The following is a 25,904-nucleotide window of genomic DNA, read 5'->3' as shown; positions in this document are numbered from 1 at the left end:
CGGCGCGCGCCGAGGCGGAGGGCGACCGCAAACGGGTTCCCCGAACGCTAGGAATGTGCGGGTTTCCGCTCCCCCAGATTCTCTCTCCCTACCCGGAACCACGCCACATAGAGCGCCGGAAGGAAAAGAAGCGTCAGTGCGGTACCGACGACAATGCCCCCCATCATGGCGTAGGCCATGGGACCCCAGAAGACTTCCCGGGAGATTGGAATGAGCGCCAGGGTCGCGGCCGCCGCAGTCAGCATGATCGGACGCATCCGGTGCTCCGTCGCCTCGACGACGGCGCGCCATGGGGGCACGCCTTCGCTCCGAAGCTGTTCGATCTGCACGACCAGGATGACAGAGTTCCGGATCAGGATCCCTATCAGCGCAAGCACGCCAAGAATTGCGACGAATCCCATGGGCGCGTTACTGAAGAGCAGTGCTATAACCACACCGATGAGTGCCGTCGGAGCCACTGCGAACACCAGGAACAACCTGCTGAAGCTTTGCAACTGGATCATGAGGATCGTCGCCATGGCAAACAACATCAGCGGCGCGACCGCAGCGATCGGTCCTTGCGCCTTCGCGCTTTCCTCGACGGAACCGCCGTTGGCGATGCTGTAGCCGGCTGGAAGACCTTTGCGGAACGCATCGACTTTGGGCTGCAGTTCGGTGACGATAGTCGCCGGCTGTGTCGGCCCGACGACGGCAGCCTTGATGGTGATTGTCGGCGTGCGGGTGCGACGCCAGATCGTCGGCTGCTCCAGCTCGTAGCGGAAATTGGCAACTGCAGAGAGCGGTACCGATTTGCCGTTTGAGCCAGGCAGCTGAAGGTTCTGCAGCGTCTCGATGGAGCCGCGCTCCGAGGTTTGGGCCCTGCCGATCACATCTATGAGATAGATGTTGTCCCTGATCTGCGTGGCCGACGATCCCTCCACGATCCCGTTAAGGGTTGTTGCAATGTCTTGCGACGAGACGCCCAGTTGCCGCGCCTTGTCCTGCAGAACATCGACCTTCACGACGCGCGACGGTTCATTCCAGTCAAAGGTCATGTTGGAGAGCAGCGGATGCTGGCCGACGATGCCCGCAAATTGCTGGGCGATATCGCGAACCTTCTGGATATCCGGCCCGCTGATGCGATATTGGACAGGCTTGCCGACCGGAGGCCCGATGTCCAGAAGCTTTACGAACGCATCGGTCCCCGGGAAGGTTTTCGTCAGATAGTCCTGCAGTTCGCTCTTGACCTTGTCGCGAACATCAAGCCCCTTGGTCACGATGACGGTCTGCCCGAACGACACGTCGGGCGTCTGAACATCGAAGGACAGGATGAAGCGGGGAGCACCTTGTCCGACATAACTCGTCCAGTGCTCTATATCCTTATTGTTCGCGAGCATCTCCTGCTCGAACTTGGCCATCTGCCTGTTCGTCTCGAAGATCGAACTGTTGTGCGGCAAGTTCCAATCGACGATCAGTTCGGCCCTGTCCGAGGAAGGGAAGAACTGCTGTTGCACAAGGCTCATTCCACCGACGGAGAGCGCGAAGGCAACGACTGTCGCGCCGATGGTGATCCAGCGCCACCGCATGGAAAGGTTCAAAAGCCACGAAAAAGCTCTCGCCAGCCGGCCTTTCTGATCATGATGCGACTTCATCGTCTTCGGAAGGATGCTCACGCCCAAAAGTGGCGTGAACAACACTGCGACGATCCATGAGACCAGGAGCGAGACAGCAATCACCACGAAAAGCGTGAAGGTGAATTCGCCCGCGGCACTGTTATTCAAGCCGATGGGAATGAAGCCGGCGACCGTTACAAGCGTGCCCGTGAGCATCGGGAAGGCCGTAGACGTGTAGACATGTGTTGCTGCTTTTTTCAGATCGTCTCCTGCCTCGAGCCGGGCGACCATCATCTCGACGGCAATCATCGCATCGTCGACGAGAAGGCCAAGCGCAATGATCAGCGCGCCGAGCGAAATACGCTGCAGCGAAATGCCCGAATAGGCCATGACGAGGAACGTGATCGCCAGAACGAGCGGGATCGAGATTGCGACAACCAGGCCCGCGCGAACGCCTAAGCTGATGAAACTGATCGCAAGGACGATGACGACCGCTTCGAACAGAGCGCGCGTGAAGCCCGAGACAGCTTCGTCGACGACGTGAGGCTGATCGGAAACGCGCTGGACATCCACGCCGATCGGCAGATCGGTCACGATGCGATCCATCTGCTGGTCGAGCGCCTTGCCGAATTCCAGCAGATTTGCCCCGGTCTTCATGCCGATGGCGAGACCGATCGCGGGCTGACCGTTATATCTGAACAGCGACGACGGAGGATCGACATAGCCGCGTTTGATCGTGGCAACATCGGTCAGCGGAAAGAACCGGTCATTGACACGCAGATTGATCGACTTGAGGCTTTCCTCCGATGTAAACTGACCGCCGACGCGCAAGGCGATACGCTCGGGGCCGGCGTCAACGAAACCCGACTGAGTGACGGCGTTCTGCGCCTGCAGCGTCTCGATAACCGATTGCTGGTCGATACCAAGGGCCGCAATCTTTCGGGTCGAAAATTCAAGGTAGATCGCTTCGTCTTGCGCACCGATAATGTCCACCTTGCCGACATTGGGAACGGTCAAGACTTTTGCGCGGGCGTCCTCGACAAGGTCGCGAAGCTGGCGCTGCGTGAGCCCGTCGCTGGTGAAGGCGTAGATATTGCCGAAGACGTCGCCGAAGCGGTCGTTGAAAAACGGCCCCACGACGCCGCTCGGAAAATCTCCCTTGATATCGTCGATCATGTTGCGGACGCGCACCCAGGTTGGGTTGACATCCCGGGCCTTGGTGGTCGGCAATAGCTCCACGAAAATCGTTGTCCGTCCGGCAACCGTCTCGCTGCGCGTGTAGTCAAGCGACTCCAGCTCTTCGAGCTTCTTCTCGATACGGTCGGTAACCTGCTTGGTTACTTCCTCGGCGGATGCACCAGGCCATTGCGCCTGGATGATCATGGTCTTGATGGTGAAGTCCGGGTCTTCTTCACGGCCCAGACCGATGTAGGAAAACGCGCCGGCAAGAATGAAGACGATCATGAAATACCAGACGAGCGAACGGTGCTCGAGCGCCCAGTCGGAAAGATTGAATTTTTTCACGGGTTTTCCCCTTGATCCACCCTGACAGCCTGGCCGTCAGTAAGCTTGTGAACACCAGCAACGACGACGCGTTCGCCCGGATTGACGCCTTCAGCGATGCGAATGTTGCCTCCTTCCGCAACGTCTCCGTCCATCTTGATCGCCCGAATGGAGACCTTGCCGGCCGTCGTATCGACGACCCAGACGTTCGGTTTCCCATCCTTCATCAGCACCGAGGACGATGGGAGCAGGATCAGTGGCTGGGCGGCAATGGTCGCAGTTGCCGTCACGACCGCGCCCAGGCGAAACGCCGCCGGCGGGTTGACGAGCGTTATCTTCGTGCGGCGTGTACGGGTCGTCGTCTCGGCTTCGGGTGCAATTTCTCTAACGACACCGCTCGCGCGAATGGTTGGATCTAGCTGGAGGGAGACCTCGAAGGGTGATCCCACCTTGAGGCCGTCGAAGCTCGCATCCGGTATATCAATGACCGCATCCCGCTGATCGGGACGGGCAATGGTGGCCATGCTCTGGCCTGCGGCGACAACCTGGCCCACTTCCGCAGAGGTGGCCGTCACAACGCCATCGAACTCTGCGCGAAGCTGCGCATAGCTCAATTGTTCTTCGGCCTTGTCCAGATTGGCCTGCCCTTTTGCAACGGCAGCAACGGCACTCCGCCGCCCCAGTTGAGCCTCCTCGAAAGCGGCCTCGCTTCCAGACCTTGTTTCGGTCAGACTCCGTTGCCGCTCTTCCGTGGAGACAGCATTTGTCAGCTGTGCCTGCGCATTTGAGAGCTCGGACTGCGCGCTTCTGAGCGCAAGCTCTAGCGCCAGCGGATCAATGGCGGCAACGACGTCACCCTTCTTGACGATGTCGCCGACGCTGACCTTGCGGGCTATCACCCGTCCGAGGACGCGAAATCCAAGTTCGGTCTCGATCTTGGCCTCGACTGTGCCTGGCAGGCTCAGGGACGACGCCGCTGTTGATCTGGCGACAACGGAAAGAACGGGGCGGGGCGGTTCCTCACGCGCTTCATCCTGCCTCTGGCAAGACGACAGCAGCAATGGCCCAAGGAGCAGCAGCCCGGGTGTTACACGGATACTCATTTCGCGGCTTCCTTGTCATATGAGACGACCTCGTTGGGCCGTAGGAATTTGGTACCATCGGATACGACGATTTCACCTGGAGACACGCCCGTGCGCACGGCGAACCGGCCGGTCCCATAGCTGGAAACATCAACCGGCCGGATGGACACGCTGGAGGACGACGGGTCCACGACCCAAACGGCAGGCTGGCCACCCTTCGAGGCCATTGCCGACCATGGCAGTTCGATTGTGTCCTGTGTGATGGAACGGAAGGAGCCGACGACTGGAGCGCCAAGCGACATGTCCGGCGCCCCTTCGAGACCCACTTTCACCCTGATCGTTCCGGTCGATGGGTCGATGGTTGGCGAGATCTCGCGTACAGCCGCATCTACTTTCCGGGATGGAGTCGAAAGCAGGCCAACCGTAACTTTGTCCTCAAGCTTTCGTCCGAGATAGAGGGATTCAAAGACGTTGAAGACCGCGTCACGCGGTCCTTCATGGGCAAGCGTGAATATCCGTTGCGCAGCCTGCGCGACCTGGCCGATCTCGGCGTTTCGCGCCGTGATCACGCCGTCGGCATCGGCGCGCAGCTCCGTATAAGAGAAAGCGTCTCGCGCCGTGTCGAGCTGGGCTTGCGCCGATTTCAGGCTTCCTTGGGCCGTCAGCAGCGCCTCCTGGGCTTGGTCAAGCGCGGCACGGGTCGTGACCTGAGCCTTAAAGAGATTCTGCTGCCGACCGAAGGCCAGCTGGGCTTGCGTCTGCTGGGCTTGAGCTGACTGCAGGTTCGCTGTGGCGACATCCAGATCGGCCTTCTGTTCCTCAGCGTCGATGCGCGCAAGCACCTGCCCTGCCTCTACGAACGCGCCGACATCGACAAGGCGCTCGACGATCCGTCCGCTGACCCTGAAGGACAGGTCGCTCTGCACACGGGCGCTTACCTCGCCGGTGATGAAGTTGATTTCGCCGACAGGTGCAGTCTTCACGACGACAGTCTCCACCCTCTTGGGCTTCACCTCATTCGTGGCCTGCTTTTCGCATGACGAAAGCGCGACTGCGCCTATGGCCAGCAAGGCGGCGACAAGGATAGTTCTCATGAATTGACCTCTTGCATCCGTTCGCGCGATCGATATAATTGACTGACTCATTAGTCAATAGAAGTTGCGGGAAAATTGCCTGATGCCGAGCCACGGAATGACAAGGACCGCTCAAAGGTGAGACATGCCTGATACGAAGAAACTGACGCGTGCGGAGCAGAAAGCGCGCCGTCCTGCACAGATTCTCGATGCGGCCTTTGAGGAGTTCGTGGAACGCGGCTACGTGGCGACACGCGTTGAAGACATCGCTGACAGGGTCGGAGTAACGAAGGGGACGATTTACGTTTACTTCGACTCCAAGGAGCAGCTTTTTGAAGCAATGATCAGGCACATCTCCGTGCCGTTTGAAGATCTGCTGGCTAGTGCCCATGAGCTAAGCGGAACATGTTCGGAGCGGCTCGAGGGCGTTATAGCGATGCTCTACGATCGCATTGTCGAGAACCGCAGATTGAGGGAACTGATGAGGTTCGTCATCGCGGAAGGATCACGGTTTCCCCAAGTCGTCGATCGGCACCACGAAGAGTTCATCGACCCACTCAACGCTTATTTGCAATCCCTCATCGATGAGGGTGTAAAACACGGGGAGTTCCGGCCGGCGCCAGCGGCATTCGCCGACGCGGTAGTGGCTCCTGCCATCGCCATGCTGATTTTCAAGCTCATCTTCAATGATCGAAGAGCGCTGGATAAGACGACGTACCTGGAAGCGCATGTCGATCTCATTTTGCATGGTCTAATGGCTTGACCGCTTCATTCGCCCAGAACTAAGCGCCAACTCAGGGCTGCTGCTGCGTCTTATCCCATAAATGCACGGTCGTTGAATATCCAGCTCTTGGCGGTTGTCGCCGCTGAGGTCCACGTCTCGAAGACGATTGCAGCGTGAAGTCCGTACGTTTTCTTTCGTTGGTTGAAGTTCATTATGCGGAGGGAATCTCGCGCCGGTAAGCTTCTCGGACACCTTCCAGAGCCGTGCTGCGACGTCGCGGCAATAAGGGTCGGCAACGCGGGCTTTCGTGTGTTCGGAACCAGCCGTCGCGCTGTCGCCGAAAGGACCGACGGCGTTACCATGCTGACTTGTGACGTGACTGATGACGTGTCCGTGGCGAAACTGGTCGAAGAAGTTTTGGCCGAGACCGGGCGAATCGACCTGCTTGTCAACAATGCCGGCATTTGCCCGCTCGGCGGCGCGGAGGAGTCCTCGACTGACCAGGCTCCGAAGAGGCGTTATGCGGCGGGGAAGATGGCGCGCCAGTTTCCTGCGGTTCGTCCCCGAATCCGCATTCGACAAAAGCCTGCGGAAGCAGAACGCGTTGGCGCAGTAGCGTCCACATCGATAAAGATTAGTTCGCCCGACATGCTGATGATCTGAACCGGCTTCAGGATGTACGGCGGTTTTATCAGAATGCCTGCGGCCATCGCTGCTGCGCGTGCATGACGGTAATAATCTCAATATCCCGGCCCACGCGGTAGGGAATAATATAAGGAATATCGGCCAACACCACTTCACGGGTCCCCTTGATGCGACCCGGTCGCCCACTTGCCGGTAATTCCGCGAGCATATCCACGGCCGTCACAATCCTCGCGACGACGCGCGCCGCCGCATCGGGATTGTCCTGCTCGATATGAGCGCCGATTTTATCAAGCCGACGCAACGCCCTCAGCGTCCAACGAATGCGCTTGCCACTCATGATTGACGGGCGGACTTGACGTACTTTCCGATGACTCTCGCTACATCTTCATCGCTGGCGAATTCAACCCGATCGGCCTCAGCCAACCCGGCTTCGATCTCGGCAAGCTGCCACTCCTGCTGTTCAACGAAAGCCTCAATGGCTTCAGCAGCCATGTAGGAGCGGGAGCGATCCAGCTTTTCGGCAAGCTGATCCAGCTTGCTTGCGGTTTCATCTTTCACACGCACGGTAAACGCCGCAGTCATGGCACCCAACTTTCCTTGGTTCACTTTGATTATTGGTGAACCAACGTGGTTCGTCAAGGTTCTGCTCAAATCCGGCATGGACTTGCACCAGCCGATGCCGCGCTTGCCGCGCACTTCGATTTCAAAGATGCGCTGACGCGACTCCGGTACAGGCGAGCGCATTGCGATTGCAGCGATGTCGAGAATATCACCGAGGGGTTCGTCGGGGTTTCGAAATGTGTAAGGCGCGTCCGAGGCGTCTCAGATCGGTGGATGTTTGCCCGATCCGACAGAACGCCAGCAACGGTCCACCGCAGGGCCTCGACTTAACGGGCGCGCAGTTCGCCGGTATCCGCGAGTACGCCGCCGCCCCAACCGAACGGCGCGCCGCCGAGCCGCTCGATCAGTAGGTCGGCCATCGGGCGCGTGACGCCCATTGCCGTTCGGAAAGGGATGAATGGCGACCAACCGGTGATGCAGCCTCACGGCAATTTCATCCGGCGGATAGGTTTCGTGCTCGACCCAATAGCGCACATCGTCGAAAAGCGTCGCGATGTCGGGCTGGATGCGATAAGCGTCGACCCCGATATTCCGCGCCATCGTGCGGCAAGTCCCCGCCCATTTCCACACATCGCCGAACATGCGCTTGTGCAGCGTCAGGGCGAAGTCGATGCTGAGGACGTCCTGTGGCTTCGCCCGCGCCGCCCACGCCGCTCCTGCCCCACGATATTCTCCTGCTCGGCCTCATTGAGAACCGCGATACGGGATCCAGCTTTGCAGAAGTCTTTCGCGTTCCCCAGGCTCAAGCGGCGTTGCGTCTTCTGGCTTTGCAAAGAGGTCGCTCACGGGGAAAGCAATGGTCATGTGACGCGCCCCGCATCCGCATCGTTTGAGAAACGTTGCTGCACGTCGGCTGCTGAGTGAACGCAGCGTTCCATCGAGAACCCCTCACTTGCGATTGCGACATTTCAGGAGAAGGCGCCGGCGGTCATCCGCTGGCGGCGGATCAAACAGGCCTCCTCCCTTCCGCTAGTCTGCGCCGTCTTTTTTTGCCCGCTCGATGAATTTCCCGGCGACCGCTTTGCCAAGTGCGGCACCGGCCCGGTTGTCCATTTCATAGTGGATGCCGGCCCAGATGCGGGAATCGCCCGCCTCCTTGCCGACCGTGCGGATGAACTCCGCCCGGTCGGGGAACAGGTAGGCCAGCACCTCGCATCGGGCAGTCGACAACGCGGAGTGGTTCGACGGATAACTGGGATGGGCGGGCACTGCGAACAGGGGAGTGATGCTCGGATCAAGCATGTTGGGTCGCAGGTACCAATAAGCGTATTTCCCGTCGTTGCTTGCAATGTAGGCGTCGTAGTAGACCGTTGCGAGCATCGCGTAAGCCCGTGCGGCGCGCGGCGGGTTCGAATCCGTCTTGTCCTCGAACATCCACTTGCTGGCATAGTCATACCAGTCGACGAACAGGCCGGATGGGCTTTGCCAGTAGAACGCCTTGTAGTTGTTGGGGAATTTTCGCTCAAACCGCCGGACTGCCTCCGTCTCGGCCTTCACGGCCGCAGACTTGCAGTCGGGCGGAGTCGGTGGCCTGAATTCATCGGCTGCCTCGAGCAGAATCGGCTTCCAGTTTGGCATGTTTGCATTGGCGGGTTTGGCTCCGACCCACATGCACGGCCCGGTCGGCACCGTGCCGGTCCAGACGGCATCGGAGCCGTCGGCCTTTGCCAGCGCAATCACTTGCTCTGCCACGCGTCGCCCCAGTGCCAGGCCGGCGGAAGAGTCGCTTGGGAACTGGACACCGGCAAGGACACGCGACTGTGCGGCTTCTTCGGCCATCGCCTGGAACGACGACGCCTCGTCCGGAAAGAAATAGGCAAGAACGGTCGCGGCGGCGGCGGCGGCGGCCGCGTGTTCAGATGGATAAGCGGGACTCCGAGGCGTAGGCAGCGCAGTCGGCAGTGTCGTATCCACCTCGCTCGGGCGGGGGCGATTGTAGAAGTATTTCGACTCCCAAGCCGCGACGGTGGCGTCGTAGACCGCCATCGTCAAATAGGTGTAGACGCGATGCGCATTGGGGATCGTCTGGTTTGCGAGAAGACGGTGGTTGACCAGTTCGATCCATCGATAGCCCGGCGAGCCGGCGTCCCAGAACGTGATCTTGGCGGCGACCTGCGCATCGTTCTTTACGACAAGTTCGCGGACCTGCTCCAACTCGGTTGCGGAAGTATCCGGTGGGGGCGGGACTCGGAAGTCTTTGCCCGACGTGATTACCCACGTCTTCCACGTTCCAGCGTTTGGCTCTATCTGATCCGATTGGGCGAAAGCGAAGTTCCCTGACAAAAGGATTAGCGCGCAGGCCCTGCTAAAGCCGCTAAGCATGTTCGACCCCCATAGTTGATCCCCGGCCCAAAGACCGAAGGTTTTCTGTTTTGACGGCCATTCCATTTTCTATATTAGCAAACTCTAATTATAACGCGAAGGGCTGCGAAGTGAAAAGATCAAAAATGAGCGCAGGTCGCGGTAATGAAAAGTCAGGTCCGAAGACCGCTGTCTTCCTGATTTGCACCCGCAGGGTCGCTGTGACGACGCTCAGCAGTAAATCCTTCGCCAAAGTCGGACGGATATCCCGGTCTCGACCATCCTGCCCCCTTCGACAACTCTGTTCAAATGCCGCTCGATTAGGGCTTCTGAAGCGACTCAGACACCATCGATCGCTTCAGAAAGGGAAAATATTCATAGGGACTAAACAACGTGAAAAGCCATCGGCGGCCCCTTCCCGCGTACCGATCGAATGGGTCGCCCGGAACAATCTGATTGCTCCCAGCGAATGGAAAGTCCTTTCCAGCCATGACTACTTCCCTTCGATCTAAAGAGACTGACGTAGATTTAGCGAAGTGAGGATGGTCGCCACGTTTCGAACTAAGGCCGAGGTCGGCTTGGCCGCCGCTCATAAAGCCCCTTGAGGCTTCTTGGCGTCTGACCGCTTACCACCCGAAGCGGCCGTTCCAACTACAAATTGAAGTGACCGGACGGGGCCAACTCCGGTGGCGACTGCGCGGCCATGCGATCGGCTTCGGCATAGGACTGGCGATGGGATGGGCGACGGTCGGCCGAATTGGTTATGAAGAGCGCTGACTACACTGCGATCGGCCATGTCGTGAACCTAGCGTCGCGATTGTGTTCATCCGCCGACGATCGGCAAATCCTCGTCGACAACGCCGTGGCGCAATCCGTGCGTGGCAAAATTTCAATGGTCGCTCTCGGTGCGCGGCAGCTCAAAGGTTTCGACGAGCAAATATCTGCTTACGAGCTCGGAGCGAGAAGCGGAAGGCCGAATGCCGTGCACGAACCGAATGAGGGATCGAAAGGTTAGGTGGGTCGTTAGAGGAAGGTTTGCGCCAAAAGCGGAAATTATTTCCGATTCAACGCCGTCTTTCTATCCTCCCAGGTGCTGATCCTGGGCAGGATTTAAACCTGCGGCCCTATGAGCCGAAATTCTATTTCTCTGCGCTGGCCGCTTTTTCATCCAGTGCAGCCAAGTCCTCCATGAGGCGTACCGGCAGGTCCATTCGCTCATGCAGAATGCTCATCACACCAAGGTCGCCATTGTTCAACTCCCGGAAGAATACAAGATGGCGCTCGTAGCGGCTAAAATAGGCTTCGCGGTTGATGTCAGCGGGAACCGCAAGCTTCTGCGGGAGCTTTCGCCATATCGCCCTGTTGTCACACAACCGCTGCAAGTGAGTATGTAAGCCGGTGATATAAGTCACCGCCTGCTTCTCGCCCCAGTTCTCAACGGTATCCCGCCAAATCTTGTCCTGAGCGGCATCCGCTCGGAGGAAAAAGCGATACGCGACCATACTAGCGGCGCTGGTTTCGGCGGATTACATCCTCGGCCTTAACGGTGACGAATTGGCTATCGTCCGCGCGCATGGCGGGGGCTAGTTCCTTTTGCAAGGCTTCCCATGCCTCATCGCGGTTCCTCAAATCCTGCCGGATCAAGGCGCGAATATACTCGCTGGCATTTTCATAGAGACCATCCTCGCCAATCTGCTGCTGAATATGGGCCTGCAATTGCCCGCCCACCTTCACATGAATGCTTCCCGATGCCATCGGCATATCCTTTCGTTCTTCTTCTATTGTGGGGAGCGTAGCATATATTGTCAATATTCATCACCCCGGGAGCGCGCAGCATGAACCCGCAAGCTGGCAGTCCCCCCGACCGTTCCGGACGCGTGGCCCTGCCGGTACGGCGGGTTATTCGGGTGCGGCGATGCGTATCGGACGTGTTCCGATCGGAGCACCGGTCGTGCGGTCGATCGTGACAGGATCAATCTCCGTTCCAGTCTCGACGTCAAAGAACCGGGTTACACCGTTTTTGTTGCAGTGCTTTCGCCCCCACGCGCCGATCGAAAACAGAACCGGCAGGAAGTCCCGACCGGCTTCCGTCAGCACATATTCGTCCCGTGGCGGCCGCTCCGAGTAGCGCCGTTTCTCCAGCAGCCCCTCGTCGGTAAGCGCGGAAAGCCGACGGGTTAAAATTGTCGGAGCGATGCCAAGGCTTTTCCGAAACTCATCACAGCGGGTGAGCCTAGCATGGGCGTCCCGCAGTATCAGCATACTCCATGCGTCCCCTACTAACGCGAGGCTACGGGCGATCAGGCATGGCTGGTCCGAAAGATTCTGCATGTTAATATCAATTTGATAGTGATTTACTATCAAATTGATAGTAACATCGTTTGCATCGATGTTCCACGACAAAAATGAAAGCTGAGACAGATGAGTAAGACAGAACGCGGCGTCGCCTCACGGGCGCATCATCGGGCATTGGAATGGCGGCCGCACGAGCGTTGCGGCGCAATGGCTACCGGGTGTTCGGAACCAGCCGGAAGCCGATGGCCAACACCGACGATGGTGTGACAATGCTGGTTTGCGACGTCACCGACGACGGGTCTGTGCAGAAGGTCGTCGATGATGTCGTGAGCCGTGCGGGACGGATTGATCTTCTCGTCAACAATGCCGGAATTGGACTGCTCGGAGGTGCTGAGGAGTCCTCTGCCGCGCAAGCAAAAACTCTGTTCGACGTGAATGTCTTCGGCGTCATGCGTTTAACAAATGCAATACTACCGATCATGAGACGCCAACGGAAAGGCAGGATCATCAACATGAGCTCCATTCTCGGGCTCATTCCTGCCCCCTTCAACGCCCTCTATGCATCGACCAAGCACGCGATTGAGGGTTATTCGGAATCGCTCGACCACGAAGTGCGATCGCAAGGCATTCGCGTCGTACTGGTGGAACCTGGCGTCACCCGCACATCGTTCGAGGAAAATCTCACGCGCGCGGATCAACCGCTTGCCGTGTACGATAGCGTTCGTGCTGACGCTGAGAAGCTGATGCGAGAGATTGTCGAGACGGGAGACGCACCCGAGATCGTCGCCGACATGGTGGTCAAGTCGGCCAACGCAGCGTCGCCGAAGAGGCGTTACACCGCAGGAAAGGCTGCGGGGCTGGTCCGTTTCCTACGCCGCTTCATGCCCGAGTCTTTCGTCGACAAAAATCTTCGGAAATTCAACAGGCTCCCCGCCTAACCCCCAATTGCCGCCACCTTAGGAAAAGAAAGAAAGTTAGTACTCATGAAGGCATTCTTAGTTGACCGCTATACAAAAGGTGGGGCTCTACGGCTCGGTGATAGTCCGGAGCCGGAACTGCGCGACAACGATGTCATGGTGGAAATTCATGCCGCCGGGGTGAACCCCTTGGATAACAAGATCAGGGACGGCGAGTTTAAGCTCATCCTGCCCTACCGCCTTCCACTGGTGCTCGGCAACGAGTTAGCGGGCGTCGTGGTCCGGGTCGGGGCCAAAGTCCGGCAGTTTAAGCCCGGTGACGAGGTCTATGCACGTCCGGCCCAAGATCGCATCGGGACATTTGCAGAATATGTCGCCATCGACGAGGCCGATCTAGCACTGAAGCCGAAGAACCTCACGATGGAAGAGGCAGCATCGCTGCCGCTCGTCGCCCTGACCGCCTGGCAGGTGGCTTGTCGAACGGGCGAACCTCAAGAAGGGACAGAAGGTTCTGATCCATGCCGGCTCGGGTGGCGTGGGAACGATTGCCATCCAGCTTGCCAAGTATCTCGGTGCGACCGTGGCAACGACGACGAGCACAGCTAATGTCGATCTCGTTAGAAGCCTCGGAGCGGATGTCGTCATCGACTATAAGAAGGATAACTTCGAGAAAGTGGTGCAGGGCTATGACGTCGTGCTGAACAGTCTCGAGAAGGGCACGCTGGAGAAATCCCTTGCTGTCCTGAAGCCGGGTGGAAAGCTGATCTCGATTTCCGGTCCTCCCGATCCGGACTTCGCGAGGCAGAACGGCTCTGGTTGGCTGCTTCAACAGGTCATGCGCCTGCTGAGTTTCAGCATCAGGAAAAAATCGAAACGCCAAGGCATCACTTATTCGTTTCTCTTTATGACAGCGAACGGTGGGCAGCTCGGAAAGATCACATCCCTGATCGAGGCGGGTGACATACGCCCCGTGATGGACCGGGTCTTCCCGTTCGAGAGGGCCAATGAGGCGCTCAACTATGTCGAAACGGGTCGTGCGAAAGGGAAGGTCGTCGTCGCGGTGAAGTGACGTCTGGGCCAATTGGCGCTCACTCCGGCGTCTCTAACGAAAAACCGGCCTGAGCCTGGACTCTCGTGGCCCGATAGGAGGGTTAAACCCTCATGAGCGGCCGCCAATCGGGCGCTTCGAACCGGCAAGCGGTTCGTCTGGACACCCCTTTGGGTGTCTCTACGGGGCGGTGCCGCCGCCCTATCCCCCATCCACTCGCGGTTTGTCCGGCGGGGCTTGCGCGCGTTGATGACGGAAGCGTCCAATGTGGTCTTGATATGCGCCGCGTTACGGATTCCGACGTGAAGCCGGCCACAATTCCGATTTGAGGCCGGCCATCGTTCCAATCAAAGACCGGCCGGTTTTCGGCACTGAACATTCCCCCTGGGTCAGCAACTTTGTCATCAAATGCACCACGACAAATGTGGAGATTTTGATGCCGGCAAAGAAAAGGCTAACCATCAGACAGTTGCGACAAGACGAAACCCAATCCAAACATCAACCAGACGAGGGTGGTGGGGATTTGTGCTAGCCGTGTGTCAGTGGATTTGAACGCAAAAAGGGCTCCGAGTTTCCTCGGAGCCCTTTGATATTAGTCGTAAGCTTTGGTTGCGGGGCCCGAAGCCACGTAGACCGGTATGTCAGCGAGCAGATTCGCGTGTCAGCAAATGGAGGTTGCCACCTAGGTCGGAAACGACAAGCCGCCGCTCGTCCCAGACGAGCACGGACACGGGTCGGGTCAGGCCGTCGAGAATGATCTTGCGGTCGGGTGTGAGTTTATTGAGTTTGAGCAATCGCCCGCTACCCTTCCGGAAACCTTCTTTCTGGTTGTAAGTACCGTGTTCGAGGACAAGCATCTCGCCATAATTGTCGAAGGCTATACCCACGGGTGCATTGAGTCCTTTCACGTCAAGCTGCGGCTTTGGGGCATCGCCGGCCGCGGGAATCGAAACGATCTTTCCAGCACCGGCAAGGAAGGGAAAGCCGCCGAACAGCGCGATATAGAGGCGACCGTTGCGAAGGGCGATGCCAGTCGGCACCGCGTCGACTTCGTAGCTGTTGCCTTCCGCGAATTCCGTTGGCGAAAGGCTGCGCAGCGCCGCGGCCGCCTCCCCCATGCGGCGGAATGCCATCAGCGTGCTTTTCCGGCCGTCCGCCTGCACGCGTTCGACACTATTTCGAGCAGAGTCGATCACGTAGTAGATTCCGCCCGCCACGATGAAATCGAACGGATTCCAGAAATCGCTGCTGATGACGCGGGCCTGACCGGCGGCGTCGATCGCCACGAGAGCGTGGTCGAGCGGACCCTCGTCAGAATTGACCGGCGTCCATCCCTGGGCAACGACAAGAACATCGCCGACGCGGACCACACGATAGGGACCGGTCGGGTCGCCGATCACGTCGAGCCCATGAGGAAATACGGGACCGAATGCGACAAGCTTGCCGTCCGTCCCGCGCCGGTAGAGCCGGCCGCTCGCGAGATCGCTGACAAGCAAGCCACCGCCATCGCGGGACACACCTGCGAAGGCGGCGCCCGGCGTGTTAAAGGTCTCGAGCGTGTAGCCAGGCGCAACTGTCGGCTCGGCGCCGGCACCGGCTACCAGGAACAGAAGACTAGAGACGATAATCAAGGCGTGGAACGAACGCATCGGAAGCCACCATTGGCTGAGAACCGGAATTCCGGATCATAGGCGAGGCGATAGGTCGTCGTAAGGTGGTTTGGATCGCTATTCCAGGAGCCGCCGCGAAGCACTCGGTACAGCCCGGCGCTCCTTTCCGCGGTCCCACCTTCATACGGCGCGTAAAGATCGCGGGTCCACTCCCAGACATTGCCGATAAGATTGAGGACGCCTTCGCTGCTTGCGCCGTCAGCGAAGGCGTCCGCCGGCGCGGTCATCGGATACCCGTCGCGCGCGTCGCCAGAGCAGCAGGCATCCGCTCCGGAATTTGCGCGTGCATCGTCCGGCAGGGCCCCGCCCCAAGGAAACGCGTCGCCCTTCGCGCCTCGCGCGCCCCTCTCGTATTGCTGCTCCGACGGCAGAGCCAACCCGTAATGACGGCAAAAGGCATCGGCGTCTCCCCAACTCACCCCGACAACCGGCCTGTCGTCTAGCCCCAGGACCGGGTGACCTGCGTAGAAGGCCGGGCGGTGATCGGTAGCATTGACGAAGCGTTCATATTGCCGATTCGTGATCTCGGTACGATTGATTGCAAACGCCCGCCCGTGCAGCACGCGGCGCGGGCGTTCGTTCTCGGGGCCGTCGTCACGGCCAAAGACAAACGCGCCGGCAGGAATTTCGATCAGCGGATTTCCTGCGATAGGGGCGACATCGGTGGCCTCCGCACGGAATGCAAGGGCAATGACCATAGCTGCCGTCCAAACGCTAGAAGTCAACACGATCTTCAGTCTCGCCATTGAACAGAAACACGCGATCCGTCGCAACCTTGACGCCGATCTGCTGGTCGATCTGACCACTAAAATTCTTGTCGGCACGCAAGGTCATGGGCTGGCCACCCAAGCGCAAACTGACAAGCGTGTTTTCACCGGTGAGTTCCACCGAATAGATCGGCGCAACCAGATTGACGTCCGTATCCCCGACTTCGGTCGCGTGGATGTCCTCCGGGCGGACACCGAGGACGGCGCGGGGGACATCTGCCCGGCCGATACCCGACACCCTGAGACCGGCACTAACGAACACACCATTCCTCACTTCTCCCCGAATGAGGTTCATCGGCGGCGAGCCTATAAATCCGGCAACGAAGAGGGTGCGCGGATCATTGTAGATCTCCCGCGGCGTCCCAAGCTGCTCGATCACGCCCTTGTTCATCACGGCCACGCGGTGGGCAAGGGTCATCGCTTCTATCTGGTCGTGAGTGACGTAGATCGTCGTGACCTGCAGCTCATGTTGAAGATGCTTCAACTCGGCGCGCATCTGCGTGCGAAGCTTGGCATCAAGATTGGACAGTGGCTCGTCCATGAGAAAGACGCGCGGCGTGCGAACGATGGCGCGGGCGAGAGCTACGCGCTGGCGCTGGCCGCCGGAAAGTTCCCTGGGCAGGCGCGACAACATCGTGTCGAGTTCCACACGCCGTGCGACCTCGGCTATCCGTCGCTTGCATTCAGCGGGTGGCACTTTACGGATCTTCAGGGGGTAGCCGATATTGTCCTCGACGGTGAGGTGCGGATACAAAGCATATGACTGAAAGACCATTGCGACATCGCGATACTTGGGCAGGACGCCGTTGATGCGGTCCGCATCGATGTAGATGTCGCCGAACGTCGCTTCCTCGAGACCTGCGACCATTCGCATGGTCGTTGTCTTGCCGCAACCCGAAGGTCCGAGCAGAACGAGAAACTCTTTGTCCTTGATTTCGAGGTTGAAATTCGTCACGGCGACGAATTCGCCGAACTTCTTGCAGACATTTTTGAATGTGACGGACGCCATAGGCCTCAACCTTTGACGGCGCCCAGGGACAACCCCCGGACAAGATGCTTCTGGACGATGAAGGCGAAGATAACGATTGGCACGCATGCCATGAAACCAGCCGCGCTGATTTCGCCCCAATAGGTGTTGTACTGCGTTACGCGCCCGGCAATGCCGATCGGCAGTGTCTGCGACTGCTCGGTGAGCGTAATAATGAGGGAAAGCAGAAACTCGTTCCACGAGATGATCAGGCAGAAGATCGCGGTGGCCGCAAGCCCGGGCCGGGCAAGAGGTAACGCCACGTGCAGGAATGCGCCCCACCGCGTGTCGCCGTCAACGATTGCCGCCTCCTCCAGCTCAACCGGAAGATCCTGGAAATAGCTCTTCATCATCCATGTCGCGAAGGGCAGATTGAAGGCGGTGTAGGCGATAATAAGAGCCGACTTCGTGTTGAGCATGTCGAAATAGTTGAAGAACAGGTAAAGGGGAATGATGCTCACAATGGGCGGCATCATGCGCGTCGACAGGATCCAGAACGAAATCTGCTTCCGCCACTGCCAGGGATAGCTGAACCGTGCCAAGGCATAGCCTGACATCGTCCCGAAGGTCACTGAAATGACGGTCGTTCCTACGGCGACGAGAAAGCTGTTCAGGGCATAGCGCAGGAACGGACGCTGGATAAACGCTTCGTCGTAGTGTTTCAGCGTCGGGTTTCGAGGCAGCCACTCCGGCGGCACTGCGAAAATGTCGATATCAAACTTGAAAGAGTTCGTCGCGATCCAATAGATGGGAAAAAGTGTGACGATCAGTGCGACAAGAATCGTCAGATAGGCGCACAGGCGGATGAGCACCTCTCTGGTGCGGCTGCGTGCGTGTATGGTCTTTGCCCTCGTCATGGTCAGTCCGCCAATCGCATGCGTTTCATAAACCAAGTGCTCAGAACGATCGTCATAAACAGCACGAAAAGTGAGATCGCCGCCGCGTAGCCGGGATCGGCGAAGCGGTAGGCGACCTGATAGATATAAAGGCTCAAGACCTTGGTCCGGTCAGCCGGGCCTCCTCCCGTCAGAATGAAGACCAGATCGAAAAGACGCAGTGCATCCATGACGCGCAGGAGTAAGGCAATGGCGATAACCGGCTTGAGAAATGGCAGGGTCAGGTCCCGGAATTGCTGCCAAGACGAGGCGCCGTCGAGTGCGGCGGCCTCGTAAGGCTCGACTGGCAAGCTGGCCAACCCCGCCAACATCAGAAGAAATATGAACGGTGTCCATTGCCAGACATCGGCGACAATGATCGAGAACATCGCGAGGTTCGCGTCGCCCGCCCATGCCTGCAAGGGGAGACCAAGGCGGAACATGATTTCGTTCAGGACGCCGAACTGAGGCTCGTAGATGAGCTTCCACGTGATCGCGACCGCGATTGGCGGCAGCATCATGGGGATCATCAGGACGGTCTTCAGAAAGGTCAGCTTGCGGATAAATTTATCGAGGAGAAGCGCCAGGCCGAGACCAAGGAGGAACTCGGCCGTCACCGCCGCGACTGTAAATACGGCGGTGTTCCGGAGCGCGACGTGAAATTGCGTGTCGGAAAACAGCCGCACGAAATTGCCGGCAGCGACAAACTTCCAGGGTATATCGGGATTCGGGCTTATTTTGTGAACCGCCGCGTAGAACATGTAGACGCTGGGAAAGATCGTCAGCCCCAGCAGTATAAGCACCGTCGGTGCGAGCATGAGGATGCGCAAATGCCGCTCTGCCCACCGCTCCAGTCCGCCACCAGATCGAAGCGGCTCGGCCAATGCCCCGCTTTCCGACTTGAACATTGACCTCTCCCGCAAAACCCTGCCTCGGGGCGCCTGAATTGTCGGATTTCAAGCTCACTGGGCGCGATTGCCGGCGCTGCAAGGGAGCGGCGTCCGAGAACCCCGCTCCGAATGGCCGTTGCCTAGTAAATGTTCGTAATCCGTGAGACCGCCTCCTGGGCGTTCTTCAAAGCCTCTTCCGGCGTGATCGTGCCCGCCACCGCCTTGGAAAGCTCGATGCCGAAGGCATTCTCGATCTCTGGCCACTTCGGGTGACGCGGGCGGGGAGTCGAAGCCTGGATCGCCTCCATCAACACGGGATAGTGCCGGAACTTCTCTTGCGAGGTCAGTTCCGGGTCGGTGAAGACCGAGGTCCGGACAGGCGGATTGCCGCGTTGGGCAGAAACCTTCATCTGTTCGGACGAAGTCGCCCAGATCATGAAATCGAAAGCTTCCTGCTTGTTTTTGGAAGCCGACATGATGCCCATAGTCCAGTGGCCAATTTCCGAACTGCCCGGTTTCGTTCCGGCAGGAATGGGGCTGTAAGAGATCTTGCCGACCATCTTTGATTGGGTTGGATCTTCAAAGGTCGCAACCCAGTTCGGCCAGTTGATCGATGAAGCGGCAGCGCCGGCAGCGAGCGCCGTGCCGACCTCGTTGGCGTTGTAGCTCTCTACCCCTTTCGGCGAGACATCGCGCAACGCCATGAATGTCTTCATGGCGGCGGCCCCTTCCGGGGTATCGATCGTTACCTTAGTCCGGTCGGCATTGAACATATCTGCGCCATAAGACCAGAAGATCGGCATGAAATCGGCAACCACCGCATTTCCCTGACCGCCTCGGAAAACATAGCCGAAATAACGGCCACCTCCGCTTTCAGTCAGCTTCTTGCTCGCCTTCAGCACGTCATCCCAGGTCTTCGGGGCATCGACGCCGGCTTCCTTGTACTTGGCAGCGTCATAGAAAAACATCTGCGCATTTCCAACATAAGGCAGGCACACATAGGGTCCCGTGTTGTAGGGATTGCGGCAGACGGCTAGCGACTTCGAAAGAAAATCGCTGTCCGGCCCCTCCATTCCGGCCGTCTTGAAAAATGCCGTCAGATCCTCAAGATGCCCGTTCTCGGCGAAAAAGGGAATCCACGGGTCGTCCATGAGGATAATATCGAAGACGCCCGACTTCGTGGCACCGGCATTGGCGCCTTGCTCGAACTCGTTGGCATAGGGCGCCTGGACAGCCTCAACCTTCGTGCCCTTCATCTTCGCGTAGTCCTGGGCAGCGGCCCTTAGACCGTCGCCCTCACTGCCCGATGGCACGAGGATCGTGATGTCAGCCCATGCGGCTCCGTTGATCGCGAGTACGGACGTCGCAATAGCCAAGGTGAAAAACAATTTGCGAAGCATTGTACACCTCCCATTCCGAGCTGTTATCCAGAGGCTTCCATCGTAGAGGCCCCACCCCTTTCCGGCATAGCGGCGACGCTGCCTCGACAGCCATGCGAACCACTCTGCAACAAGCCGAAACGCCGTCAGGCATCTCCTCCTCAAGCCAAGGCCAATATTACCACATCGGTTAGAGAGGTTATATTAGCATTTTATGGAATTCGTCCTGGCAATCATGGAAGTTCAGGAGGTTTTCCGACTTTAGACCGCTTCCGAACTTCGAGGCCGCTCGAAATCCTTGCGTCCCCGCGCCGAGAGCCGTCCTGCCCTGAAAGGCGAGCGCTATCGCCACGTTGCTAACGACACGGATGGCAGGCAGCACCGTCGACATGATTTTGAGAAACTCACACGTCGTCAAACTTGTAGAGACTGCAGTACTCAATGATGGGTGTTCGTGGCGACCTGTTTCAGAAGGTGGTCGCCAAGACGCCGGATCACCAGCCGGCAACGCTGGAAATGCACGGACATATCGCCAGTGTCATAGCCGCCATGGACGCGGCAACCGCGATGGAGAAGCGCTTTCAAGCCGAAAAGCACAACGACTATCTGGAGAAGCTGGCTGCCGGTAAGCTCGACACGGAGGCCAAACAAGAAGAACTCCTCCAAAGCTATCTGGAGGAGTTCGATCAGAAACAACTTGCCTGGCAAAGTTTGCAAGTTTGTTTGGTTGCGGGGGCCTGATGGCCCGGAGACTTGTAAATTTTCACCCTATGGCAATCTAGCCGCAGGCCTCCACGGTTTTCTGTGTTTGAAGCAAATACTCCCGGCGTTAACGCAGACGGTGCGAATGTTTTTTAAACAAGCTCATTGGCCTGGGCCTCGCAGGCCGTGATCTGGTTGGCGTGACGATCAAATTCTTCGTGGCCCATTGCTAAAATGCCATCAGATTTATTCACCTGGTATTTTACCGAAGCCCTTAAAGATAGCGACCACTGCAATAGCTCCGTTAACCGATGACTCTGCAATTTCGTTGTCGCCAGGCCGTAATCGCCCCGCATATCAAGAAGGCAACGCTCCGCGCCCTCGCCTCTGCGACTGGAGCGACCGTGGTCGTTTGGGCACTGAGCCTGCTTGTTCCCGAACCTCCATTTTGGGTGGAATTGACAGCCGTGGCGTTAATATCGGCTGCTGTCACATTTCGGTTTCAATTGGCAATCTGTCTGCGCAACGAAGCGCTTCGTGATACCCAAAAAGGACTTCAGTACGCGCTCCGTCATGATCCCGTCACGGGTACATTGCGCGCCAGCGAATTTGCGAACTCAGTCGAGCAAGCGATAGACCGCAGGCGCGTGAGCAGCGCGGAAAACCCGGATGGCGTTATGCTCGTTCTCAATGTCGGTAATTTCGATGAGATCGGTCGTCGCTATGGTCCGCAATGGGCCGATACGCTGCTTCAATCGATTGTTCGGATCGTACATTCTTCCCTGCGCTATGGTGATCTCGTCGCCCGCCTTGCCTCCGACGAACTCGGCATCTATTTGCCCGGCACAACAACGGAAAATGCCAGCGACATCTGCGAGCGCATCCGCGCGCGGGTGCAGGAAACCACGTTCACAGCCGGACAAGAGCGCCAGATATCGGTGACGGTGCGGCTTGGCGGTACCAGGGTCGAGGACCAGGCCGACTTTCAGGCACTCCGCGAGGCTGCTAACCGCGCCGCCCTCACGGAGGAAGAAGCTGGCCCACCCCTATTCCGGGAGCTGTTCTCGTGAACGAGAGGCTTTAGGGTCTGCCGCGAATAATCGGGCTTTACGGTCTTTAGACCAGAGCTGCCTCCGGCGGACGTCGTCTTGTCCTTAACAGGGACGGGGAATGCAACAAGTTGTGAATCCGCCGACCGTCCGTCACCGTTTCCCATCGCGGCCGCGCGGACCTCGGCTACGGGAACCGACAGATTTGACCCGTCATCTCGCTACCCCGCCGCTATTCGCTTCGGTGGCCGCAACGCCGGCCGGGCTCAAGGCGCCGCAACGCCAGACGCTGTAGACCGGTTGGGTGTCCCAGTCATAGTAGAAGGCCGCTTTCAGCCTTCCCTTCTCCATCAGCTCCGCGAAGCTGCGGCGCACGGCACGGACCGCCACTTCCCGCTCGCGATCATCGACCGGGCAGGAAAGCGCGGTGTTGGCAATGCCCCATTCACTCACCCAGCACGGCTTGCCTTCCCCTTCAGGCCGGCAAAAGTCGAGAAGCGTCGTCACATAGCGTGCAAGCGCCGCGTCATGTTTGCGTCCCGGGTAGACATGAATGCCGTAGCCATCGACCAGCGCATCGATCCCCCGCTTCCGCAGGAGTGAAATGAACTCGCCGGGTTCGAGCCGTTCCATGCCGCGGCGGTCGGCCTCGCCAGTGCCGACGTCGGAAAGTCCAGCCGAAATCAGAAGCGCGTCGCGGCCATAGACCGTCGCCCCCAATTCTTCCCGGGTGATGCGGAGGGCGCCGACATATGCGTCGAGCCCGCGTTCGAAGGCCGAGCGATTTGCGACTTCCGAAACGTTGCGCGGCGTCTGCCGCCCTGGTTTTTCATAGACGACGAGGTCGCCGTTGTAAGCGCTGTAGTTTATTTCATTTCCGGGCTCGACGGCGTCGATGCGAATGCCCATTTCGTCAATGCGGCGAAGCGCCGAGCGCAACTGCGCTCGGTAGAGATCGAGATCGAGATCCGAAAGCCGCTGAACATCCCAGATGCGGCCGAAACCGGTGCGAGAACGCGCCTCCGCGGGATAATAATCCTTGTTGCCGAGTTGGATCTCGAGGAGGATTTTCAACCCCCGCCGATCCGCCATTTCGAGCGCTTCGATGCTCTTGTCCACCGGTCTCGACAGCGAAAGCCGGACATGGGTGATACCGCTTGCCGCGATTTCATTCAGTACGCGCTCCTGATCGCCGCGGGAAAGCCAGGCTAGGTTTACGCGGTTGATTCCGATACGATCGGAGAGCACTTCGTCAGCGCCCGCCGGCAGCGCCGGGGCAAAGGCCCAGAGCACTGCCAGCGCGCAAGCAAGGCGCGCTCGCGTTTGCGCCACCACCCTCATCCGCTCAAAGTCCGATCTGCCCCAGAGCATTGCGGAAATTCGCCTCGCAAGCGGAATACCGGTCGATCACGGCCTGCGTGTCGATCTTGCCGAGGAAGTTGGCGAGATAGGCGCGCTTGTCCGCCTCCCTGTTCCAGGTGGCTGCCTCGATATAGGGGAAGCCGATGAATTCCAGCATCTCCCGCATGCGGTCATCGACCGCGATCATGAGGGCAGGCGTGCCGGCCTGCATGCCGATGATGCAGCCGTGGAAGCGGCGGCCGAAGCAGAGATCGCGCGCGGACATCGCCCCGCGCCACTGGTTGGTATCGAAATAGACCAGCAGCTCGTATTTCCGCTGCCATTTCTCTGAATGCTTGTACTCCGTCCCTCCCGTGATGCGCCCGCTCGCGCGATCATAGACGATGTCATTATCGTCACCTGTCAGGGAGAGGCTGTAGGCAACCACTTCGTCCTGGACGACATAGCTTGCCACGCTGTCGGGCTTGAGCAGCGCATGAGCATCGACGATCGTATCGGCAACGCTACCGAGATAGCCGCCGAAGACGATCCTCTGGGCCTCCGCCAGTCCCGGATTGGCAAGTGCCGAAAGCGAACGCTTCATGTCGTTCGGCGAGAAGTAGAGCGACGGGCAGCCCGTCGGCTTGACGAACTTCATCCCCTGCTCCCTGAGGAATTCGGCGGTGAAGTAGCCACGCGTGAGGAAGAAACTTTCCTTGTTCCTCAGCACCTCCAGGAACTTGATCGTGCCGGCCGGCAGCTGATCCTTGAGGCCTTCCTTGCGCTGGATGCCGATGCCCATCACCACAATCGGCATCTTCAGCTTCGCGAAGATTTCCGCTTCGAGATCGGCGGAATAGCCAGGACGCAGCAGATTAGCGGAGGCGAAGACGCACAAATCGAATTCGCGGTTCACACGCTCGTAGAGCTCGTTCGAGTCCCGATTGTTGGCGAGATGCCAGAACGGCAGATAGGTGACGTCATGACCGCGCAGGCTCTCAGCCGCTCCTTCGCCGATCAGATAGTTGCCGGTGTTGGCGATCCTCCTGACCTGCGAGATCAGGTCCTTCCTGGTCCTGGTTTCGTCGAAATAGGGCCGATGGATGACGGTCGTGCCTGAAACGTCCGCAATCGTCCGCTGCAAATAGGATGGAATGCCCGTAAGCAAGATACGCATAACTGTCCTCTGAACCGAAAGGTGATGGCCCTCAGGCCGCTATAGACCGATGCCGATTTCACGAAGCGTGGTGCGGAAGGCGCGCTCGCGGTCGGAATACCGGTCGACAAGTTCGTTCGTGTTGAGCTTTGCCAGATGATTGGCCACGAACTCGGCGCGGTTCTCCGCCTTGTCGATCTCCGTGACGTCAACGGCCGGCAGGCCGGTGAAGCCCAGCATCTCGCGCATGCGGTCGTCCACCGCCACCATCAGGCTCGGCACGGCCGCCTGCATGGCGATGATCGAGCCGTGGAAACGACGACCGAAATTGAAGTCCATCGACGAGGCCCAGGCGCGCCACTGGTTGGTGTCGAAAAAGGTGCGAACCTCGAACCGCTGATTCTCCCGCTCTTTGCCGGGATAGGCTAGATCGCCGATCATCCGGCCCGATGCGGAATCATAGACGCGTCCCTCGTCATTAGGCTCCACGTTCATATCGAAGTGGAGAAACTCGTCCTGCACCACGTATTGAGGCACGGCGTCCCGCGGGGCCAGCGCGTTCGCATCAAGGATCGCATCCTGATCGCCACCGAGATAGCCTGAAAAGATTGTCCGCGCCTTGCCGACGTTTACGCTCGACAGCTTCCTCATGGACCGGCGCATGTTGTCCGGCATGAAATAGACGGAAGGGCAACCGGTCGGGCGCACGAAGGAGAAGCCCTGGTCCTTCAGGAAGCCGGCGGACTCGTAGCCGCGTGTCAGGAAGTAGTGCTCACGCTCCTTTAGGACGGCCAGAAGCCGCTTCGTTCCCTCCGGAAGATTGTTCTCAAGGTCCTTGCGGTTCTGCAGGCCGATGCCCAGCATGACGATCGGCATATTGAGTCGGCTTAGGACATCCGCCTCTGCGTCCGCGGATAGTCCCTTGCGCAAGAGGTTTGCGCAGGTGAAGACGCAGATGTCGAAGTTGGCGTTAAACTCGTCGAATCCATTGCCGTTCTTGCTCAAATTGTAGAGATGCCAGAACGGAACTTGCTTCGCATGTGGCGCGAGCGCATGCAGGGCGCCCTCACCGATGAGGTAGTTCCCTGTATTGCTGATGTTGCGCAGCTCCTGCAGAAACTCCTCCTTCGTTTCCGGCTGCTTCTGCCGCTCCGCATAGGAGACGGACAGGCCGTGGGCGCCGTTGGCAAGGCGCGTGTAGTGACCGGGAATACCCGTCACTAGAATTCGCGGACGCATTCGACTAG

General features: G+C 58.7%; 21 protein-coding genes and 5 pseudogenes. 7 read left to right on the top strand and 19 right to left on the bottom strand.

Annotated elements, in window-relative coordinates; genetic code table 11:
- Positions 1 to 47: 47 nt before the first annotated feature.
- From ISN39_RS19560 to ISN39_RS19550, 3 genes are read right to left on the bottom strand one after another with little or no spacing between them, the layout of a single operon-like run.
- Positions 48 to 3,116: an efflux RND transporter permease subunit gene (locus tag ISN39_RS19560; protein ID WP_194728576.1), complete on the bottom strand. Its 3,069-nt coding sequence runs from the start codon at positions 3,114 to 3,116 to the stop codon at positions 48 to 50.
- Positions 3,113 to 4,198, bottom strand: a complete 1,086-nt coding sequence (locus tag ISN39_RS19555) for an efflux RND transporter periplasmic adaptor subunit (RefSeq protein ID WP_194728575.1) — start codon at positions 4,196 to 4,198, stop codon at positions 3,113 to 3,115. The genes ISN39_RS19560 and ISN39_RS19555 overlap by 4 nt, the downstream gene beginning before the upstream one ends.
- On the bottom strand, positions 4,195 to 5,271 hold the full coding sequence (locus ISN39_RS19550) for an efflux RND transporter periplasmic adaptor subunit (RefSeq protein ID WP_194728574.1): 1,077 nt from the start codon (positions 5,269 to 5,271) through the stop codon (positions 4,195 to 4,197). Before ISN39_RS19550 ends, ISN39_RS19555 begins: the two co-directional genes overlap by 4 nt.
- 124 nt (positions 5,272 to 5,395) lie before the next feature.
- On the opposite strand from ISN39_RS19550, the gene ISN39_RS19545 reads away from it, so the two are divergent.
- Together ISN39_RS19545 and ISN39_RS19540 are read left to right on the top strand one after the other, a co-directional pair.
- Positions 5,396 to 6,013 carry a TetR/AcrR family transcriptional regulator gene (locus tag ISN39_RS19545; RefSeq protein WP_194728573.1) on the top strand — a complete coding sequence of 206 codons (618 nt, stop codon included), beginning with the start codon at positions 5,396 to 5,398 and terminating at the stop codon, positions 6,011 to 6,013.
- 243 nt (positions 6,014 to 6,256) lie between these two features.
- Positions 6,257 to 6,481, top strand: a pseudogene (locus ISN39_RS19540) (SDR family oxidoreductase); the annotation flags it as partial.
- 184 nt (positions 6,482 to 6,665) lie between these two features.
- On the opposite strand, the gene ISN39_RS19535 reads toward ISN39_RS19540, so the two are convergent.
- From ISN39_RS19535 to ISN39_RS19520, 4 genes and pseudogenes are all read right to left on the bottom strand, one after another.
- Positions 6,666 to 6,956: a type II toxin-antitoxin system RelE/ParE family toxin gene (locus tag ISN39_RS19535; RefSeq protein ID WP_194728572.1), complete on the bottom strand. Its 291-nt coding sequence runs from the start codon at positions 6,954 to 6,956 to the stop codon at positions 6,666 to 6,668.
- Positions 6,953 to 7,201 carry a CopG family ribbon-helix-helix protein gene (locus tag ISN39_RS19530; protein ID WP_194730261.1) on the bottom strand — a complete coding sequence of 83 codons (249 nt, stop codon included), beginning with the start codon at positions 7,199 to 7,201 and terminating at the stop codon, positions 6,953 to 6,955. Before ISN39_RS19530 ends, ISN39_RS19535 begins: the two co-directional genes overlap by 4 nt.
- A 308-nt stretch (positions 7,202 to 7,509) precedes the next feature.
- Positions 7,510 to 8,026: pseudogene (locus ISN39_RS37915) on the bottom strand (mobile mystery protein B); the annotation flags it as partial.
- Positions 8,027 to 8,209: 183 nt separating this feature from the next.
- Positions 8,210 to 9,394: a phosphatase PAP2 family protein gene (locus ISN39_RS19520; RefSeq protein WP_194728571.1), complete on the bottom strand. Its 1,185-nt coding sequence runs from the start codon at positions 9,392 to 9,394 to the stop codon at positions 8,210 to 8,212.
- Positions 9,395 to 10,228: 834 nt separating this feature from the next.
- On the opposite strand from ISN39_RS19520, the pseudogene ISN39_RS19515 reads away from it, so the two are divergent.
- Positions 10,229 to 10,556: pseudogene (locus tag ISN39_RS19515) on the top strand (adenylate/guanylate cyclase domain-containing protein); the annotation flags it as partial.
- A gap of 124 nt (positions 10,557 to 10,680) precedes the next feature.
- Here the strand turns inward: ISN39_RS19515 and ISN39_RS19510 are convergent.
- From ISN39_RS19510 to ISN39_RS19500, 3 genes are all read right to left on the bottom strand, one after another.
- Positions 10,681 to 11,043 (bottom strand): type II toxin-antitoxin system RelE/ParE family toxin, encoded by a 363-nt coding sequence (locus ISN39_RS19510; protein WP_194728570.1) that lies wholly within the window; start codon positions 11,041 to 11,043, stop codon positions 10,681 to 10,683.
- 1 nt (position 11,044) lies between these two features.
- Positions 11,045 to 11,296, bottom strand: a complete 252-nt coding sequence (locus ISN39_RS19505) for a transcriptional regulator (RefSeq protein WP_194728569.1) — start codon at positions 11,294 to 11,296, stop codon at positions 11,045 to 11,047.
- Positions 11,297 to 11,440: 144 nt separating this feature from the next.
- Positions 11,441 to 11,872, bottom strand: coding sequence for a helix-turn-helix domain-containing protein (locus ISN39_RS19500; protein WP_194728568.1), 432 nt, complete (start codon positions 11,870 to 11,872; stop codon positions 11,441 to 11,443).
- A 90-nt stretch (positions 11,873 to 11,962) separates the two neighbouring features.
- On the opposite strand from ISN39_RS19500, the pseudogene ISN39_RS19495 reads away from it, so the two are divergent.
- Together ISN39_RS19495 and ISN39_RS19490 are read left to right on the top strand one after the other, a co-directional pair.
- Positions 11,963 to 12,774 (top strand): annotated as a pseudogene (locus tag ISN39_RS19495) (oxidoreductase).
- 45 nt (positions 12,775 to 12,819) lie between these two features.
- Positions 12,820 to 13,822: pseudogene (locus ISN39_RS19490) on the top strand (NADP-dependent oxidoreductase).
- Between the two features lie 620 nt (positions 13,823 to 14,442).
- Here ISN39_RS19490 and ISN39_RS19485 read toward each other — a convergent pair.
- The 6 genes from ISN39_RS19485 to ISN39_RS19460 all read right to left on the bottom strand — a co-directional run bounded on the left by ISN39_RS19485 (position 14,443) and on the right by ISN39_RS19460 (position 20,430).
- The gene (locus ISN39_RS19485; protein WP_194728567.1) at positions 14,443 to 15,450 is read right to left on the bottom strand and encodes a ScyD/ScyE family protein; all 1,008 of its coding nucleotides are present in this window, start codon (positions 15,448 to 15,450) and stop codon (positions 14,443 to 14,445) included.
- Positions 15,429 to 16,169, bottom strand: a complete 741-nt coding sequence (locus tag ISN39_RS19480; RefSeq protein ID WP_194728566.1) for an SUMF1/EgtB/PvdO family nonheme iron enzyme — start codon at positions 16,167 to 16,169, stop codon at positions 15,429 to 15,431. Before ISN39_RS19480 ends, ISN39_RS19485 begins: the two co-directional genes overlap by 22 nt.
- A 16-nt stretch (positions 16,170 to 16,185) precedes the next feature.
- Positions 16,186 to 17,247 (bottom strand): sn-glycerol-3-phosphate ABC transporter ATP-binding protein UgpC, encoded by a 1,062-nt coding sequence (gene ugpC, locus ISN39_RS19475; RefSeq protein ID WP_194728565.1) that lies wholly within the window; start codon positions 17,245 to 17,247, stop codon positions 16,186 to 16,188.
- Positions 17,248 to 17,252: 5 nt separating this feature from the next.
- Entirely contained in the window at positions 17,253 to 18,122 is an 870-nt protein-coding gene (locus tag ISN39_RS19470; protein ID WP_194728564.1) for a carbohydrate ABC transporter permease, read from the bottom strand.
- Positions 18,123 to 18,124: 2 nt separating this feature from the next.
- Positions 18,125 to 19,048: a sugar ABC transporter permease gene (locus ISN39_RS19465; RefSeq protein WP_194728563.1), complete on the bottom strand. Its 924-nt coding sequence runs from the start codon at positions 19,046 to 19,048 to the stop codon at positions 18,125 to 18,127.
- A gap of 122 nt (positions 19,049 to 19,170) precedes the next feature.
- A complete protein-coding gene (locus ISN39_RS19460) occupies positions 19,171 to 20,430 on the bottom strand; it encodes an ABC transporter substrate-binding protein (RefSeq protein ID WP_194728562.1) in 1,260 nt (419 codons plus the stop codon).
- A gap of 420 nt (positions 20,431 to 20,850) precedes the next feature.
- Between ISN39_RS19460 and ISN39_RS19455 the strand changes: the two genes are divergently transcribed.
- Both ISN39_RS19455 and ISN39_RS19450 read left to right on the top strand, forming a co-directional pair.
- Positions 20,851 to 21,150 (top strand): hypothetical protein, encoded by a 300-nt coding sequence (locus tag ISN39_RS19455; protein WP_194728561.1) that lies wholly within the window; start codon positions 20,851 to 20,853, stop codon positions 21,148 to 21,150.
- 272 nt (positions 21,151 to 21,422) lie between these two features.
- Positions 21,423 to 22,181: a GGDEF domain-containing protein gene (locus ISN39_RS19450; RefSeq protein WP_194728560.1), complete on the top strand. Its 759-nt coding sequence runs from the start codon at positions 21,423 to 21,425 to the stop codon at positions 22,179 to 22,181.
- A 192-nt stretch (positions 22,182 to 22,373) separates the two neighbouring features.
- On the opposite strand, the gene ISN39_RS19445 is transcribed toward ISN39_RS19450, so the two are convergent.
- Genes ISN39_RS19445 through ISN39_RS19435 form a run of 3 tightly spaced genes read right to left on the bottom strand, consistent with a single transcriptional unit; the run spans position 22,374 to position 25,896 of the window.
- Positions 22,374 to 23,501 (bottom strand): glycoside hydrolase, encoded by a 1,128-nt coding sequence (locus ISN39_RS19445; protein WP_246763350.1) that lies wholly within the window; start codon positions 23,499 to 23,501, stop codon positions 22,374 to 22,376.
- A 4-nt stretch (positions 23,502 to 23,505) separates the two neighbouring features.
- Entirely contained in the window at positions 23,506 to 24,678 is a 1,173-nt protein-coding gene (locus ISN39_RS19440; RefSeq protein ID WP_194728559.1) for a polysaccharide pyruvyl transferase family protein, read from the bottom strand.
- A 39-nt stretch (positions 24,679 to 24,717) separates the two neighbouring features.
- Positions 24,718 to 25,896, bottom strand: coding sequence for a polysaccharide pyruvyl transferase family protein (locus ISN39_RS19435; protein WP_194728558.1), 1,179 nt, complete (start codon positions 25,894 to 25,896; stop codon positions 24,718 to 24,720).
- Positions 25,897 to 25,904: the final 8 nt, after the last annotated feature.

Source organism: Rhizobium sp. 007, assembly GCF_015353075.1.
Taxonomy (GTDB): Bacteria; Pseudomonadota; Alphaproteobacteria; order Rhizobiales; family Rhizobiaceae; genus Rhizobium.
This window is presented reverse-complemented; position numbering and strand designations above follow the sequence as displayed.